The sequence below is a fragment of the Kitasatospora sp. NPDC059812 genome, from assembly GCF_042732075.1.
Classification (GTDB): domain Bacteria; phylum Actinomycetota; class Actinomycetes; order Streptomycetales; family Streptomycetaceae; genus Kitasatospora.
The window spans coordinates 1-15,084 of record NZ_JBHWIO010000009.1 but is presented as its reverse complement, the minus strand read 5'-3'; the positions used below and the strand labels follow the sequence as shown (position 1 = coordinate 15,084).

The 15,084-nt window shown below is 74.7% G+C and carries 12 protein-coding genes; 6 read left to right on the top strand and 6 right to left on the bottom strand.

Annotated elements, in window-relative coordinates; genetic code table 11:
• Positions 1-34: 34 nt before the first annotated feature.
• The 4 genes from ACFV6D_RS07010 (at position 35) to ACFV6D_RS06995 (ending at position 5,112) form a co-directional block, all read left to right on the top strand.
• Complete coding sequence (locus tag ACFV6D_RS07010) at positions 35-922, top strand: ABC transporter ATP-binding protein (RefSeq protein WP_380423800.1); 888 nt, start codon at positions 35-37, stop codon at positions 920-922.
• Positions 919-2,550, top strand: a complete 1,632-nt coding sequence (locus ACFV6D_RS07005) for a hypothetical protein (RefSeq protein WP_063348952.1) — start codon at positions 919-921, stop codon at positions 2,548-2,550. Before ACFV6D_RS07010 ends, ACFV6D_RS07005 begins: the two co-directional genes overlap by 4 nt.
• 102 nt (positions 2,551-2,652) lie before the next feature.
• Positions 2,653-3,957, top strand: a complete 1,305-nt coding sequence (locus tag ACFV6D_RS07000; protein WP_380338826.1) for a DUF2786 domain-containing protein — start codon at positions 2,653-2,655, stop codon at positions 3,955-3,957.
• 42 nt (positions 3,958-3,999) lie between these two features.
• Positions 4,000-5,112, top strand: coding sequence for an ADP-ribosylglycohydrolase family protein (locus ACFV6D_RS06995; protein WP_380489258.1), 1,113 nt, complete (start codon positions 4,000-4,002; stop codon positions 5,110-5,112).
• A 108-nt stretch (positions 5,113-5,220) separates the two neighbouring features.
• Here the strand turns inward: ACFV6D_RS06995 and ACFV6D_RS06990 are convergent, their stop codons facing one another.
• The 3 genes from ACFV6D_RS06990 to ACFV6D_RS06980 all read right to left on the bottom strand — a co-directional run bounded on the left by ACFV6D_RS06990 (position 5,221) and on the right by ACFV6D_RS06980 (position 8,874).
• A complete protein-coding gene (locus tag ACFV6D_RS06990) occupies positions 5,221-6,549 on the bottom strand; it encodes a serpin family protein (RefSeq protein WP_380489260.1) in 1,329 nt (442 codons plus the stop codon).
• A 62-nt stretch (positions 6,550-6,611) separates the two neighbouring features.
• Positions 6,612-7,610 (bottom strand): ADP-ribosylglycohydrolase family protein, encoded by a 999-nt coding sequence (locus ACFV6D_RS06985; protein ID WP_380489262.1) that lies wholly within the window; start codon positions 7,608-7,610, stop codon positions 6,612-6,614.
• Positions 7,611-7,659: 49 nt separating this feature from the next.
• Entirely contained in the window at positions 7,660-8,874 is a 1,215-nt protein-coding gene (locus ACFV6D_RS06980; protein ID WP_063348948.1) for a cytochrome P450, read from the bottom strand.
• 177 nt (positions 8,875-9,051) lie between these two features.
• On the opposite strand from ACFV6D_RS06980, the gene ACFV6D_RS06975 reads away from it, so the two are divergent.
• Together ACFV6D_RS06975 and ACFV6D_RS06970 are read left to right on the top strand one after the other, a co-directional pair.
• Positions 9,052-10,116, top strand: a complete 1,065-nt coding sequence (locus ACFV6D_RS06975; RefSeq protein ID WP_380489264.1) for an ATP-binding protein — start codon at positions 9,052-9,054, stop codon at positions 10,114-10,116.
• Positions 10,113-11,912, top strand: coding sequence for a hypothetical protein (locus ACFV6D_RS06970; protein WP_380369592.1), 1,800 nt, complete (start codon positions 10,113-10,115; stop codon positions 11,910-11,912). Before ACFV6D_RS06975 ends, ACFV6D_RS06970 begins: the two co-directional genes overlap by 4 nt.
• A gap of 111 nt (positions 11,913-12,023) precedes the next feature.
• Here ACFV6D_RS06970 and ACFV6D_RS06965 read toward each other — a convergent pair whose 3' ends face one another.
• The 3 genes from ACFV6D_RS06965 to ACFV6D_RS06955 all read right to left on the bottom strand — a co-directional run bounded on the left by ACFV6D_RS06965 (position 12,024) and on the right by ACFV6D_RS06955 (position 14,689).
• Positions 12,024-12,635 (bottom strand): hypothetical protein, encoded by a 612-nt coding sequence (locus ACFV6D_RS06965; protein WP_380558797.1) that lies wholly within the window; start codon positions 12,633-12,635, stop codon positions 12,024-12,026.
• Between the two features lie 189 nt (positions 12,636-12,824).
• A complete protein-coding gene (locus ACFV6D_RS06960) occupies positions 12,825-13,505 on the bottom strand; it encodes a response regulator transcription factor (protein ID WP_063348943.1) in 681 nt (226 codons plus the stop codon).
• Positions 13,502-14,689, bottom strand: coding sequence for a sensor histidine kinase (locus tag ACFV6D_RS06955; RefSeq protein WP_380423803.1), 1,188 nt, complete (start codon positions 14,687-14,689; stop codon positions 13,502-13,504). The genes ACFV6D_RS06960 and ACFV6D_RS06955 overlap by 4 nt, the downstream gene beginning before the upstream one ends.
• Positions 14,690-15,084: the final 395 nt, after the last annotated feature.

Below are 15,084 nucleotides of genomic sequence, written 5' to 3'. Positions count from 1 at the left end.
GACACCCATCCGCCAGCGAACAGAGAAGGCCGCCATGCAGGCGTCAGCGCCGCCGCCGTCCGACCACCCCGCACCCGTTCCCCCCTCCGCCGTCAGCATCCAGGGGCTGTGGAAGCACTTCGGCGGCCAGGCCGCCGTCGCCGGACTCAGCCTGGAGCTGCCGGCCGGCTCCTTCATCGGCCTGGTCGGCCCGAACGGCGCCGGCAAGACCACCACGCTGTCCATGGCCACCGGCCTGCTCCGGCCCGACCAGGGCACCGTCCTCATCCACGGCGGCGACGTCTGGGCCGACCCGGTCGCGGTCAAGGCCCGGATCGGCATCCTGCCCGAGGGGCTGCGGATGTTCGAGCGGCTCAGCGGCCGCGAACTGCTGCAGTACAACGGGCGGCTGCGCGGCCTGCCCGGCGCCGAGGTGGACCGCCGCGCCGAGGAGCTGCTGGCCGTCCTGGACCTCGCCCGCGACGCCGACAAGCTGGTCGCCGACTACTCCACCGGCATGCGCAAGAAGATCGGTCTGGCCGCCGCGCTGCTGCACAACCCCGACGTGCTGTTCCTCGACGAGCCCTTCGAGGGCGTCGACCCGGTCTCCGCGCAGACCATCCGCGGCGTGCTCAAGCGGTACGCGGCGGCCGGATCCACGGTGGTCTTCTCCAGCCACGTGATGGAACTGGTCGAACAGCTCTGCGACTGGGTCGCCGTGGTCAACGCCGGCCGGGTGATCGCCCACGGCCCGCTGGACACCGTGCGCGGCGGGCGCAGCCTCCACGAGGCCTTCCTCGGCCTGATCGGCGTCCGCGAGGACGACGGCCAGGCGCTCGGCTGGCTCGGCGGCGGAGCGGCCGGAAACGCTCCGGCCGGCGGCGGGCAGCTCGGCGGACAGGCCGGCGGGCAGGCCGGCGCGCAGCTCGGGGGCGGGCAGTGAGCACCGCCCCCGCAGCCGCCCGCACCCCGGTGCCCGACGGGCGGACGGTGGTCCGCGCCCTGGTGGCACTCAAGCTGCGGCTGCTGCGCAACGGCCTGCGGCGCAGCCCCGGCCGGACCGCCGTGTACGTCATCGGCGGCGTCCTCGGCCTGGCCTTCGCGGCCGGCATCGCCTTCGCCCTCGCCATGATGAACGGGCGCTTCGACGGCTCCGGGGACGCCGGGGTGATGCTGCTCGGCGTGCTCACCCTCGGCTGGGCGGCGCTGCCGCTGTTCCTCTTCTCCAGCGACGAGAGCGCCGACCCGACCCGGCTCACCATGCTCCCGCTGCGGCCCGGACCGCTGCTGCGCGGCTCGCTGCTGGCCGCGCTGATCGGGCCCGGCCCGCTGGTCAGCCTGGTGCTGGTGACCGGCGCGGCGCTGTCCGGCGCCAACGGCGGGGCCTCGGCCGCGGCCGCACTGGTCGGCGTCCCGCTGGCCGTGCTCTGCCTGGTCACGCTCTCCCGGGCGGTCGCCGCCGGCAACGCCCGGATGCTCTCCAGCCGGCGCGGCAAGGACTTCGCGATCTTCGGCGGACTGCTGTTCGCCCTGCTCGTGCAGGCCGCCAACGTCGGCTCGCAGAGCGTCTTCGGCCGGCCCGGGGACCACCTCGACCTCAGCCCGCTGGCGCCGATCGCCTCCGTGCTGCGCTGGCTGCCGCCGGTCGGCGCGGCCGACGCGGCCCGCACCGCCGGCGAGGGGCGGTACGGGCTGGCGCTGTTCCAGCTCGCCGCGGCCGCGGCGCTGCTCGCCCTGCTGCTGCGCTGGTGGCGCGGCAGCCTCCAGGAGCTGATGGTCACCGCCGACTCCTCCACCCTGGAGGTGGCCCGCGGCGTGCAGAGCTCGCGCGGCTGGAGCTTCCTGCCCGAGGGCCGGGCCGGCGCGGTGATGCAGCGCCACCTCCGGTACGCCTGGCGGGAGCCGCGGGCCAAGGCCGCGGTGTTCACCAGCATCGGCATGACGCTGGTGATCTGCGTGCTGTCGATGGTCCAGGGCTGGTCGAGCGTCTACCTGCTGGCGATGACCGGGATGTTCCTCGGGCTGCAGATGCTCAACCTGTTCGGCATGGACGGCTCGGCGTTCTGGATGGTCGCCGCCACCCTGCTCACCCCGGCCGACGCCCGGGACGAGCTGCGCGGCCGGGCCTACGCGGTGCTGTCGTACGCCATCCCGGTGACGCTGGTGCTCGGGCCCGTGCTGGCCGCCGCCACCGGCGACTGGGCCGGCCTGCCGTCCGCACTCGGCCTCGCGCTCGCCCTGCTCGGCTGCGGCGTCGCGCTCGGCGCGACGCTCAGCGTGCTCGCGCCGTACACCATGCCGGCCGACAGCAACCCGATGCGCAACGCCGCCCCCGGGCAGGGCGGCCTGGTGCTGGTCAACCAGTTCGGCTCGCTGTTCGGTGTGGCGTTGCTCTCCCTGCCGGTGAGCGGCTACCTCGGCTGGGCGCTGCTCTCCGCCGGCCCGACCTGGCCGGTCCTGGTGGTCGGCCCGCTCTACGGCGCCCTGATCGCCGCCCTCGGCATCCGTTTCGCGGCCGGGCGGCTGCTGGAGCGCGCCCCGGAGATCCTGGCCAAGGCCGTCGAGCGCTGAGTCGCCTGCGTCACCCCGGAGCGCCCGGTCCCGTCGAAGGGGCCGGGCGCTCCGGCATCATGGGCGGGAGGGCCGGGCCGTCGAGGAGAGCAGGGACACACCGTGGGCAAGCGCGCGCAGCAGGACGGGGACGGGGGCGCCGGCCCACTGCTGGAGCAGGCGGTGCGATCGGTGCTGACGGCCCCGGACGAAACGCTGGACCTCGCCCTCGACACCGGGGCGTCGCTGCTCGCCGCCTCGGCCGGGCAGTGGCCGGCGGTCAGCCGGGCGCTGCTGGGGTACGCGGACACCGCCGTCGGCCGCTGCTGGTCCGCCGGGTGGCGCCCGGCCGACCTGGCCCGGGTGGTCCGGCGCGGGCTGAAGCCCGTCCACCTGGCCCTCGCGGTGGACCTGATCGCCGCCGAGGGCCGTCGGCACCCCGCGGCCGCCCTCGACCGGCGCTGGCACGAGCAGCTGCGCGAGCTGGAGGCCGAGGTCTGGTGGCCCGGTGACGAGCAGTACCTCGGCGCCTTCGCCGACCGGCACCGGCTGGACCGCTTCGCGCTCGCCACCGCCGCCCTGGAGCTGCTGCGGACCTGGGGCCGGCTGCCGCCGATCTCCCCGGTCGGCCCCGCGCCCGGCCGGCGGCCGCAGACCGAGCGCGCCACGGGCCCGCAGGCCGAACGCGCCGCCGGCCCGCTGACCGGCGAGCCGCGGATGCTGGCCCGGATCCGGGCGCTGCTGGCCAAGGCCGAGTCCACCGAGTACCCGGAGGAGGCCGAGGCGCTCACCACCAAGGCCCAGCAGCTGATGGCCCAGCACAGCATCGACGACGCGCTGCTGGCCGCCACCGGCGACGACCGGAACACCCCGGCGGCGCTGCGGATCGGCGTGGACAACCCGTACGAGAGCCCCAAGACGATGCTGCTGGACGCCGTCGCGGCGGCCAACCGGTGCCGGGCTGTGTGGGCCAAGGAGTTCGGCTTCTGCACCGTCGTCGGCTTCGACGGCGACCTGGACGGCGTCGAGCTGCTCTACACCTCGCTGCTGGTGCAGGCCACCCACGCGCTCAACAAGGCCGGCTCCCGCCGGGACTCGCGCAGCAAGGCGTTCCGGCACTCCTTCCTGGTCGCGTACGCGGCGCGGATCCGCGAGCGGCTGACCGCCGCCACCGAGCGCGCGACCAGCGCCGCCGCGGCCGGCCGGCACCTGCGCGAGGACGGCACCGAGGAGCAGCTGCTGCCCGACGAGCGGCTGCTGCCCGCGCTCGCCGCCCGCTCCGAGGCGGTGGACGACGAGGTCGGCCGGCTGTTCCCCAAGCTGGTCTCGCAGCGGGTCCGGGTGAGCGACGGCGTGGGCTGGGCGGCCGGGCGCGCCGCCGCCGACCGCGCCGCGCTGCACGGGCGCGCCGGGCAGATCCGCCGGTAGACCTGATAGAACGTATCCCGCCATGAACCAAGGGGGATCGACGTGACGGAGTCGGCGGCCGAATCGGGATACCGCGACCGGGTGCGCGGGGCGCTGCTCGGCGGGGCCGTCGGCGATGCGCTGGGCTGGCCGGTGGAGTTCCAGCAGCTCCACCAGATCCAGCAGCGGTACGGGCCGGACGGCGTGACCGGGCTGCCGGCCGGTACCGGGCCGGTCGAAGTCACCGACGACACCCAGATGACCCTGTTCACCGCCGAGGGCCTGATCCGCGCGTTCGTCCGCGGCTGGACGGGCGGCGGCGGCTCGGTGCCGGAGGCCGTCCACGCCGCGTACCGGCGCTGGCTGCTGACCCAGCGCCAGGACTCGCCGGACACCGCGCCGCAGCCCCGCCCGTACGACGGCTGGCTGCTGACCAGGCCCTTCCTGTACGCGTCGCGGGCGCCCGGCAACGCCTGCATGAGCGGGGTGGCCGAGCACCCGGAGTTCGAGTCGCCGTCCGTGATCGGGCAGCCGGGGCCGATCAACCCGGAGTCCAAGGGCTGCGGCACGGTGATGCGCTCGGCACCGTTCGGGCTGGCCCGGCTGGGCGTCGAGCTGTCCTTCGGGCTGGCCGTGCAGTGCGCCCAGCTCACCCACGGGCACCCGACCGGCTACCTCTCGGCAGGCGCCTTCGCGGCACTGGTCGAGCGGCTCGCCAACGGGACCGAGCCGTGGGCGGCGGTCGGCGAGACCGTGGAGCAGATCCGCGAGCTGCCGGGGTCCAAGGAGACGGTGCAGGCGCTGGCCCGGGCCGTCCGGGTGGCCCAGGAGTCGCAGCCGACGGCGGAGTCCGTGGAGCGGGTCGGCCTCGGCTGGATCGCCGAGGAGTGCCTGGCCATCGCGGTGTACTCGCTGCTGGCGACCACCCTCGAACCCGACCCGGTGCGCAGCGCGCTGCTGCTGTCGGTGAACCACTCCGGGGACAGCGACTCCACCGGCGCGGTCTGCGGCAACCTGGTCGGCGCCGCGTACGGCGCCTCGGCGCTGCCCGCCGAGTGGGCGGGGGCGGTCGAGGGCCGGGCCGAACTGCTGCGGGTCGCGGATGACCTGCTGGTGCTGTTCGGCAGCCGCGACCCGGCCCACCCGGCGCTCGGCGGGCGCTACCCGGCCTGGTGACGCCCGGTCCTCCTCCGGCTGCTTCGCCTGCTTCGTCCGCTTCGCCTGCTTCGTCTGCGGGTCGGCTCAGGGCGCCTGCGGGTCGGCTCAGGGCGCCTGCGGGTCGGCTCAGGAGGCCTGCGGGTCGGTGACCTGGCCGAGGAACAGCGGCCGCCCGTCGGCGGTGTCGCGGATCAGGAACAGGAACGGCCGGTCGATGTGCAGTTGGACGGACTCCGGCGCGGCCGGCGCCGCCATCGCCGCCACCCCGGCGCCGCTGCCGGCCGCCGCGACCGTACCGTCCTCGTTCACCTCGACGGTGGCCTTCTGCACCACCGCGCCCAGGCCGAGCGGCTCCTTGGCGGTGATGCCGGTGAAGTCGGGCGCGTCGAAGGCCGCCTTGACGCCGAGTGAGCGCAGGGCGGGGACGAGGTCGTTGGCCGTGTCGAAGTGGAACCGCGGCAGGGTCAGGTCGACGGACCGCTCGCCGAGCCCGCCGAGGATCCGGTCGAGCTGGGCCTGGTCCAGGCCCTTGCTGAAGGCCGCGTACCCGCCCTGCGCGGGGACGATCAGATCCATCGCCAACCCACCTCCCACGTATGGGAGTTCGACGGCCTGCCAGGGTTCGCCGACGATGCCGCCGGAGCCCTCGGCGTACCGGAGGGTGCCGGTGCGGCTCATCGTGCTCACCGACGGGGTGGAGCCGTCCAGCCGGTGGAAGGGGCGCTCGGAGGTGTTCGCGGGCTTGAACCCGGAGGCCCACGCCGCCTTCAGGTAGAGCGCGTCGGTGAGTGCCAGCCGGGTGTCGGCGGTGATCTGCCGCGGGCCGAAGAGCTCCTTGATCCGCCCCTCGGTGGCCTTCTCCACCGCCGCGTTGATGCTCCCGCGGGCGCCGGCCGGGTCCCTGGCGAAGTCGACGGGGTGCACGCCGGTGTCGAAGGCGGCGGCGAGCGTGTCCAGGTACTCCGGGGCGACGGCCAGGCCCAGCTGCGTCCACAGGGCGTCGGAGCGGCGCAGGACGACCTGGTCGCCGCCGGCCCGGCTCCCGCGGTCCGGCGCGCCGACGGCGAGGGCGTACTGCCGCGGGTCGAGCCCGGTGTGCAGGGCCTTGGCCAGCTCCTCGGCGGTGGCACCGCGCGCCCCCGGCAGCAGCATCCCGAGCACGCTCGCCAGCCCGGCCGGCGAGACCACGACGTTGCGCCCCGCCCCGTCCGGCGTCGCGGTCAGCGCGTGCAGCAGGTCCAGCCCGAAGGCGCTGGTCCCGGCCGCCACCGCCGCCACCTGCCCCGGATCCACCGCCGCCCGGCTCCCCGACGCCGAGGCCCGCACCACCACGGGCCCCCCGCCCGCCGCACTCCCGCACCCGGCCAGCGCCGGGCCGACCGCCAACCCGGCGGCGAGGAGCAGCCCCACCCGACGGCGGGAACGGCGATGCCCTGCGGTGCTGCGCTTCGTCATGGCCCTTCGACGCACCACCCCCGAACCCGGTTCCACCCGGGCCCGGAACGCAGGTGTGGAGCTCAGTCCCAGAGCGCCCCGAGCGCGAGCAGCTCGTCCCGGTACTCGATCCGCTCCACCCACTCCTGCGGCCAGACCGACTCCCCGTGATGGGCCCCGGCGAAGGCGCCGGTCAGACAGGCCAGGGAGTCCGAGTCGCCGCTGGAGTAGGCGGCCCGGCGGACGGCGGACACCGGGTCGTCCGGCAGCAGCAGAAAGCAGAGCAGGCCGGTGGCGAAGGCCTCCTCGGCGACCCAGCCCTCACCGGTGGCCAGACACGGGTCCGCTTCGACGTCGGGCGCGGCGAGCGCGGCGTCCAACTGGTCGAGCACGGCCAGGCAGTCGTCCCAGCCGCGTGCGATGACGTCCTGCGGCGAGCGACCGTACCAGCGCGCGGAGAGGTCGCCGAGCCAGAACTCGTCGTACCGCTCGCGGCTCGCCAGCGCGTACGCCCGCAGCACCGCGGGCAGGCCGGCCGGCGGAACGCCCTCGGCGAGCTTGCGGATGGCGTACGCGGTGAGGTCACTGGCGGCGAGTGCGGTCGGGTGCCCGTGGGTGAGCGCGGACTGCAGCTGCGCGGCGCCCGCGAGCTGGCGGGCGTCGAGTTCGCGGATCAGTCCGACCGGAGCGACCCGCATGTTGGCGCCGCAGCCCTTGGAACCGACGTCGCTCGCCTGCTGCCAGCGGTACGCGGGGCGGCTCAGCCGCTCGCAGGCTCGCAGGCAGGTCATGCCGGGAGCACGGTTGTTCTGCGGGGAGCGCCACCAGTCGACGAACTCCTCGCGAACGGGCCGCTCCAGCCGTAGCGGGGTGAGCGGCCCGCGCTCCAGGGCAATGCTCAGACCACGGCCGAGGGCGAGGGTCATCTGGGTGTCGTCGGTGACCAGCGCCCTTGGGGGCAGCGGAAGTTGCCGCCAGTCCGGGTGGTCGTCGGCAATCATCTCTACCGTCTTGAACTCGGTCACCCGGCCGATCGCATCCCCGATCGCCAGCCCCAGCAGTGACCCCGTCGCCTTGCCCACAGCTCTCCCCCGTTCCTCGAACCGACCCCGACCTGGCCCCGACCTCGATCTAGACCTCGACCACCAGTTCCCTGAGGCCCCGGATCACGTAGCCCGGATTCCACTCGGGTTCGCGGGCCAGGCGCAGGCCGGGGGCGCGGCGCAGGAGGGCGCCGTAGGACTCGGTGAGTTCCAGTCTGGCGAGCGGGGCGCCGAGACAGAAGTGGATTCCGGCGCCGAAGGTGATGTGGGGGTTGTCGGTGCGGCCGAGGTCGAGGCGGTCGGGGTCGGTGAAGCGCTCGGGGTCGCGGTTGGCGGAGCCGAAGAGGAGGGCGACCTCGGAGCCGCGCGGGATGGTGACGCCGCGCAGCTCGATGTCCTCCAGGACCCACCGTTCGAACAGCTGCAGCGGGGTGTCCCAGCGCATCAGTTCCTCGATGGCGGTGGGCAGGAGCGCGTCGGTCGCGCCGCGCAGCCGGGCGAGTTCACCGGGGTTGCGGAACAGCGCCCACCAGCCGTTGCCGGTGGTGTTGACGGTCGCCTCGTGGCCGGCGTTGAGCAGCAGCACGCAGGTGGAGATCATCTCCTGCTCGCTGAGCGCGTCGGAGCCCTCCTGGGCCTGGATCAGCGCGCTGATCAGGTCGGTGCCGGGGGCGGTGCGGCGTTCGCGGATGAGGGCGCGCAGGTAGTCGGAGAACTCGGTGCTCGCGGTGACGGCCTTGCGGGCGGCCTCCTCGCTCGGGTTGAGCTCGTACATGCCGGTGATGTCGGCGGACCAGGGCCGCAGCAGGTGCCGGTCGCTCTCCGGCACGCCGAGCATCTCGGCGATCACGGCGACCGGCAGCGGCTCGGCGACGGCGGCTATCAGGTCGCCGCCGCCGGCCGCGAGCAGGCCGTCGACGAGTTCTCCGGCGAGCCGCTGGACGGTCGGCCGCAGGCCCTCGACCATGCGCGGGGTGAAGGCCTTGGAGACCAGCCGGCGGATCCGGGTGTGGTCGGGGGCCTCCAGGTCGAGCAGCCCGAAGTCGTTGAGGGTGTGGAAGGGCTCGTGCGCCGGGTCGGGTTCGGGCCGGCCGAACTCCTGGTGGCTGAAGCGGTGGGTGTAGGTGCGCCCGAGCCGCCGGTCGCGCAGGAGCGCGCTGACGTCCTCGTGCCGCGAGACGAGCCACTGCCCGGTCGGCTCGAAGTACGTCACCGGCGCGTGCTCGCGCAACTCGGCGTACGCGTCGTACGGGTGGGCCACGAACGCCGCCGACCAGGGGTCGAACTTCGCCGTCGTCGTCATCGCTCGATCACTCCAGGCCATGAGGGGGGAGCCGGAAGGATCATCGTACGCATGCGGTTCACCCGTTTTTAAGCCCCTTTCCTCAGGCCTCCCGGCGACCACCCGAAAATCCGGGTGCGCCGCGTCAACTCCCGCCGCAGACTGGGCCGGTCACCCCACCACTTGCCAAGGAGCCCCGTGCAGGGAGCAGTCAGCGTCTCGCCCGTCCAGATTCCCGAGTTGCTGCTCGGGCTGGCCACCGTCCGGCCGGTGTTCCTCTGGGGCGCGCCCGGGATCGGAAAGTCCTCGCTGGTAAGGGAGTTCGCCGAGTCGCTCGGCCTGGAGTGCGTGAGCCTGGTCGGTACCCAGCTCGCCCCGGAGGACCTGATCGGTGTCCCGCAGCTGACCCCGGAGGGCCGTTCCCGGTTCTGCCCGCCCGAGCAGATCGCCCGCGATGAGCCGTACTGCCTGTTCCTGGACGAGCTCAACGCGGCGACCCCGGACGTCCAGAAGGCGTTCTACTCGCTGATCCTGGACCGCCGGATCGGCTCGTACGAGCTGCCGCCCGGCTCGATCGTGATCGGCGCCGGGAACCGCGCCACCGACGGCGCGCTCGCCCGACCGATGGCGTCCGCGCTGGTCAACCGCATGGTCCACGTGCACCTGCGGGCCAGCGCCGCGGACTGGCTGGGCTGGGCGGCCGGCGCCGGCATCCACCCCTGGGTCGTCGACTACGTCACCGACCGCCCCGACCACCTGTGGTCCGCCCCGCCGAAGACCGAGGAGCCGTTCTCCACCCCGCGCGCCTGGCACATGCTCTCCGACGCGCTGCACTCCTTCGGCCCCACCCTGGACGAGGAGACCCTCAAGGTGCTCGCGTACGGGCTGCTCACCCCGCAGCACGCGATCGCCTTCTGCGGCTACGCCAAGATCGTCCGCAACGCCTACGGCCTGGAGGCGATCCTCAAGGGCGACGCCCGCTGGCCGCACCGGCTGGAGGACCGCGACCTGCTCTACTACCTGGCCGACGCCTTCCGCGGCCGCCTCGTCAAGGAGCTTCCGGCCAGCAAGGAGCACGCCTCGGGGACGCAGCGGCAGACCGCCTTCCGGGCCAAGTCGCTGCTGGTGCAGCTGGCCGAGATCTCGGTGGAGGTCGCCCAGACGGTGATCGCCGACGGCGCGGACGGCAATCCGGTGCTGCCCTCCTGGTTCCTGATCGAGGCGGCCCGGGACATGCCCCGGCTGGTCGAGGCCCGCCGGTGAGCCCTTCCGTCCAGAAGGGTGCGAAGAAGCCGGACCCGGGCGCGGAGGTCTTCGCCGAGGGGGTCCGGCTGCTGCGCCAGAACCCGGCCTTCGACGCCGTGCCCGCCGATTTCTGCCGCCGGGACGACTGCGGGCTGGCCCCGACCGGCGGCTGGGCGGTGGTCGACTCCGACGGCACCGTGCACGTCAACCCGCGCCGCCGGGCCGAGCCGGACGAGTGGGCCTGGGTGCTGGCGCACTGCCTGCTGCACCTGGGCTTCGGCCACGTCCCGGCCGCCAAGGGTGTCCGGGTCCAGCCCGACGCCTACGAGGAGGCGGCCCGCTGCGCGGTGGTGAACCGTTTCCTCGCGACCTTCCCCGTCGGCCGCCCCCCGGTCGCCCTCCCGCAGGAGTACCCGGGCGGCGACGAGGAGGAGCTGGCCGCCCGCTGGCGCCGCGACGGCCTGCCGCCCGCCGTCACCGCCGGGACGGCCGGCACCGCCGACCACGACCAGCTGCTGGTCGAGTGGCAGGACTACGGCCACACCCCGAAGGACTGGTCGGCGGCCTTCGCCGCCGCCCTCACCCGCACCATGTCCGCCGCGATGGACCGGGCCGGCGGCCGTTTCGACCGGGAGACCGGCGAACGCCTGCCCGTACGGCCGTGGACCAGGGCGCTCGGCTGGTTCGTCTCCTCCTACCCGCTGCTCGGCGGCATCGCGGCCGGCCTCACCGTCGTCGCCGACGCCGAACTGGCCCGCGCCCACGGCATCTCCATCGCCGCCGTCAACGCCGAGGCCGGCGAGGTCTACATCAACCCGCTGCGCCAGCAGACCGACGAGGAGTGGCGGTTCATCCTCGGCCACGAGATGCTGCACGCCGCCCTGCGGCACGGCGAGCGCCGCGGCGGCCGGGACCCGTTCCTCTTCAACGTCGCCGCCGACTACGTCATCAACGGCTGGCTGCTGGAGATGGGCGTCGGCGACATGCCGGAAGGCCTGCTGCACGACCCGCAGCTGAAGGGGCTGTCGGCCGAGGAGGTGTACGACCGGATCGTCCGCGACGAGCGCCGGATCCGCCGGCTCGCCACTCTGGCCGGCAAGAACCGCCCGGACATCCTCGGCGCACCGCTGGACCGCGGCCCGCGCGACTACGTGGACCTCGACGACTTCTACCGCCGCGGTCTCCAGCAGGGCTTCGAGCTGCACCAGCGCGACCGCGGGCTGCTGCCCGCCGGACTGGTCGAGGAGATCCGCGCCCTCGCCCACCCGCCGCTGCCCTGGGACGCCCGGCTGGCCCGCTGGTTCGACGAGTTCGTGCCCCGTCCGGAGCCGGTCCGCAGCTACTCCCGCCCGGCCCGTCGGCAGTCCGCCACCCCGGACATCCCCCGGGCCGGCCGCTACCACCCGCCGGAGGAGGTGCCGCGCTGCACCTTCGGCGTCGTCCTGGACACCTCCGGCTCGATGAACCGGGTCCTGCTCGGCAAGGCGCTCGGCGCGATCGCCTCGTACGCGGCCGCCCGGGACGTGCCCGCGGCCCGGGTGGTGCACTGCGACGCCGCGCCGCACGACGCTGGGTACGTCCCGGTCGGCGAGATCGCCGGCCGGGTCCGGGTGCGCGGGCGCGGCGGCACCGAGCTGCAGCCGGGCGTCGACCTGCTGGAGCGGGCCGAGGACTTCCCGCGCGGGGCGCCCGTGCTGGTGATCACCGATGGCGCGTGCGACGTGCTGCGGGTACGCCGCGAGCACGCCTTCCTGGTCCCCCGGGGCGCCGGGCTGCCGTTCACCCCGCGCGGACCGGTGTTCCGGATGAGCTGACGGGCGCCCGCCCCTCCCCTGCGGGAGCGGCCGCCCGTCCGTACCGCCCAGCCAGACCAGCACCGGGCGGACCAGCACCGGTCAGACCAGCACCGGTCAGACCAGTACCGGTCAGACCAGTGCCGGGCGGGGCCCGGCGGCGCGGCGGGCCAGCGGGGCCAGCGCCGCCAGGTAGCAGACCGCGGCCACCGGGATCAGCGCCAGGTCGGCCCCCGAGGCAGCGGTGCCGACCAGCATCAGCACCGGGCTCCACCAGGGCAGCGTCCGGGCCGCACCCACCGCGGCGGCGACCAGCAGGGCCAGCAGGCCGACGTAGAACAGCAGCGGGCCGATCTGGTAGACCGCCGGCAGCACCCCGGGGACGCCCTGGACGCGGTCGAACATCCGCGACTGCCCGGCCTTGTCCACCGCCGCCAGGCCGACGTACAGATCGATCCCGATCTGCACCAGCGAGGCCGCCAGGCCGGCGAACGCCGTCCCGAGCGCGGCACCGGCCGCGAGCCGCCCGGCCGTGGTGCCGCGCGGGGCGAGCAGCCCGCGCAGGGCGAGCAGGACCGGGGCGAACAGCAGCAGCCCGGCGAACATCGCGGTGTGGCCGGCCGTCCAGCCGAGGCCGGGTTCCCGGGAGCCCGGGATCAGCCGGATCCCCCCGTAGAGGGCCATCAGGGCGGGGGCGCCGACGACGGCGTAGGCGGTGCGGCGGTTCTCCTGCGGGGTGTTCATCCGACGATCTCCTGTGGTGATCCGCGGCCCCGGCAGGTAGCTGGTGGCCCGTGGTCCGTTCCGACACCACAGATGCTGTCCGCCGCACCCCTCGTCGCGGATCGCCCGCACCGGCGAACCCGCCGCCTCCCCCGCACGGGGGAGCCCCGACCAGGGGCCCCGCGCCCGGCGTGATCCGCAAGAGAGCCCCTACGCCTCCCCCGCCACCACCGCGCCGGCCTCGTACGCGAACACCACCGCGTGCACCCGGTCCCGCAGCCCCAGCTTGCTCAGCACATTGCTGACGTGCGTCTTCACCGTGTGCTCGCTGACCACCAGCTCGGCCGCGATCTCCGCGTTGGAGAGCCCGCGCGCCAGCAGCCGCAGGGTCTCCTGCTCACGCAGGGTGAGCTGCTCCAGCAGCTTGGACGGCGGTCGCAGCGCCCGCTCGGGCGAGCCCGGGCGGCGGGCGGCGAACTCGCCGATCAGCCGCCTGGTCACCGAGGGCGCGAGCAGCGCCTCCCCGGAGGCCACCATCCGCACCCCGTGCGCCAGGTCGTCCCGCCGGACGTCCTTGAGCAGGAAGCCGCTGGCGCCCGCGTACAGCGCGTCGAAGACGTAGTCGTCGGCGTCGAAGGTGGTCAGCATGATCACCTTGGTGGACGGGAACTCGGCGCAGACCCGGCGGGCCGCCTCCAGCCCGTCCATGACCGGCATCCGGACGTCCAGCAGCAGGACGTCCGGGCCGTGGGCGCGGACCGCCTCGACCGCCTCGGCGCCGTCGCAGGCCTCGGCCACCACCTCGATGTCGGGCTGCGCGTCCAGGATCATCCCGAACCCCGCCCGCACCAGCTCCTGGTCGTCCGCGACGACCACCCGAATCGGCTTCATCCGCCCGCCTTCTCCACCAAGCCCGCCACCCCCAACGGCAGCCGGGCACTCACCAGGAAGCCCTTGCCCTCCGGTCCGGGTCCGGCCTCGGCCCGCCCGCCGCAGGCCGCCGCCCGCTCCCGGATGCCGACCAGCCCGCGGCCGCCGGACCAGCCGTTCACCACGCCGCCGACGGTCACCGGCAGCCCGCGCCCGTTGTCGGACACCACGACCTCCAGGGTGTCCCCGGACCGCCGCACCCGGACCGCCACCCGGTCGGCGCCGGAGTGCTTGACCGTGTTGGTCAGCGCCTCCTGCACGATCCGGTACGCCGCGGCCTGGAGGTCGGCGGGCACCGCGCCCAGCCCGTCGGCCAGTTCGAGCTCCACCGCCGGTCCGGCCCGGCGCACCCGCTCGGCCACGTCGGCGAGTTCGGCCAGCCGGGGCTGCGGGGCCAGCTCAGGACCGGCCCCCTCCTCCTTCAGCACTCCGAGGACGCGCCGCAGTTGGACCATCGCGTCGCGGCCCGCGTCGGCGATGGTGTCGAAGGCGCGGATCGCCCGGTCCGGGTTGGCGTGCACCACCAGCGGCCCGGCCTCGGCCTGGATGATCATCAGCGAGACGGCGTGCGCCAGGATGTCGTGCATCTCCCGGGCGATCCGGGCCCGCTCCTCCACCACCGCGCGGCCCGCCTCACTGGCCGCCCGTTCCCCGGCCTCGCGGGCCCGCTCGGCCTCCAGCCGGGCCAGCCGCCGCTGGGCGCGCACCAGCGAGCCGAAGACGAACGAGCCGACCGAGGTGAGCAGGCTGAACAGCATGCCGTTGGGCGAGTGGGTGCCGATCACGTTGGCGACCACCACCACCGCCAGTACCGTCCAGCGCTGCCGGTCCGGGGAGCGCTCCGCCACCGTGTAGATGCCGATCACACCGGCCAGCGGCACCTGCGGACTCGCCGAGTGCGCCACCACGGACAGCGTCATGAAGGCCACGCTGCCCGCCGCCAGCGCGGCCAGCGGCGCCCGGCGCCGCCAGGGCAGCGACAGCGAGGTGGACACCGCCACCAGGTAGACCCACCACGGCCAGGCCCTGTCGTCGTTGCCGACCGCCCAGACCGAGATCCCGGCCGATGCCACGGCCAGCAGCGAGTCCAGCACGTACGGACTCAGCCCGGCCGACCAGCTCCGCCAGCGCGCCGCTCGCACCACCGCAGCCCCTCCCCCGTGTCCGGGGGCGCCGCCCCCGCGGAGAAGATCATGCCCTACCGGCAGGACCTCCGGAACGGCCCGGTCAGACACCGTCGACCGACACCCCGCCGGCGCCCGAACGCACCGCCTCCGTGATCGCCACCGCGCCCAGTACCCGCTTCATGCCCGGCCCCCTTCGAAAGCCCCGTCGTCCCGACACGCGAAGCCTCCCCCGGCCGCCTCCTCCCCCGCCTCCCTCACCAGAGCGGTTCCGGCCCCTCCCCCGCACGAGGGAGGGGCCGCTCCCGGGGACGACTCCCGGGAACGACGAAGGGCCCGGAGGCTTGATGCCTCCGGGCCCTTCGTTGCTACTGAGTAGCGGGGACAGGATTTGAACCTGCGACCTCTGGGTTATG

Coding starts and splice junctions, on each gene's coding strand:
- ACFV6D_RS07010 (WP_380423800.1), top strand. CDS start 35: ATGCAGGCGTCAGCGCCGCCGCCGTCCGACCACCCCGCACCCGTTCCC.
- ACFV6D_RS06990 (WP_380489260.1), bottom strand. CDS start 6,549: ATGACGAAGCGCAGCACCGCAGGGCATCGCCGTTCCCGCCGTCGGGTG.
- ACFV6D_RS06980 (WP_063348948.1), bottom strand. CDS start 8,874: ATGACGACGACGGCGAAGTTCGACCCCTGGTCGGCGGCGTTCGTGGCC.
- ACFV6D_RS06965 (WP_380558797.1), bottom strand. CDS start 12,635: ATGAACACCCCGCAGGAGAACCGCCGCACCGCCTACGCCGTCGTCGGC.
- ACFV6D_RS06960 (WP_063348943.1), bottom strand. CDS start 13,505: ATGAAGCCGATTCGGGTGGTCGTCGCGGACGACCAGGAGCTGGTGCGG.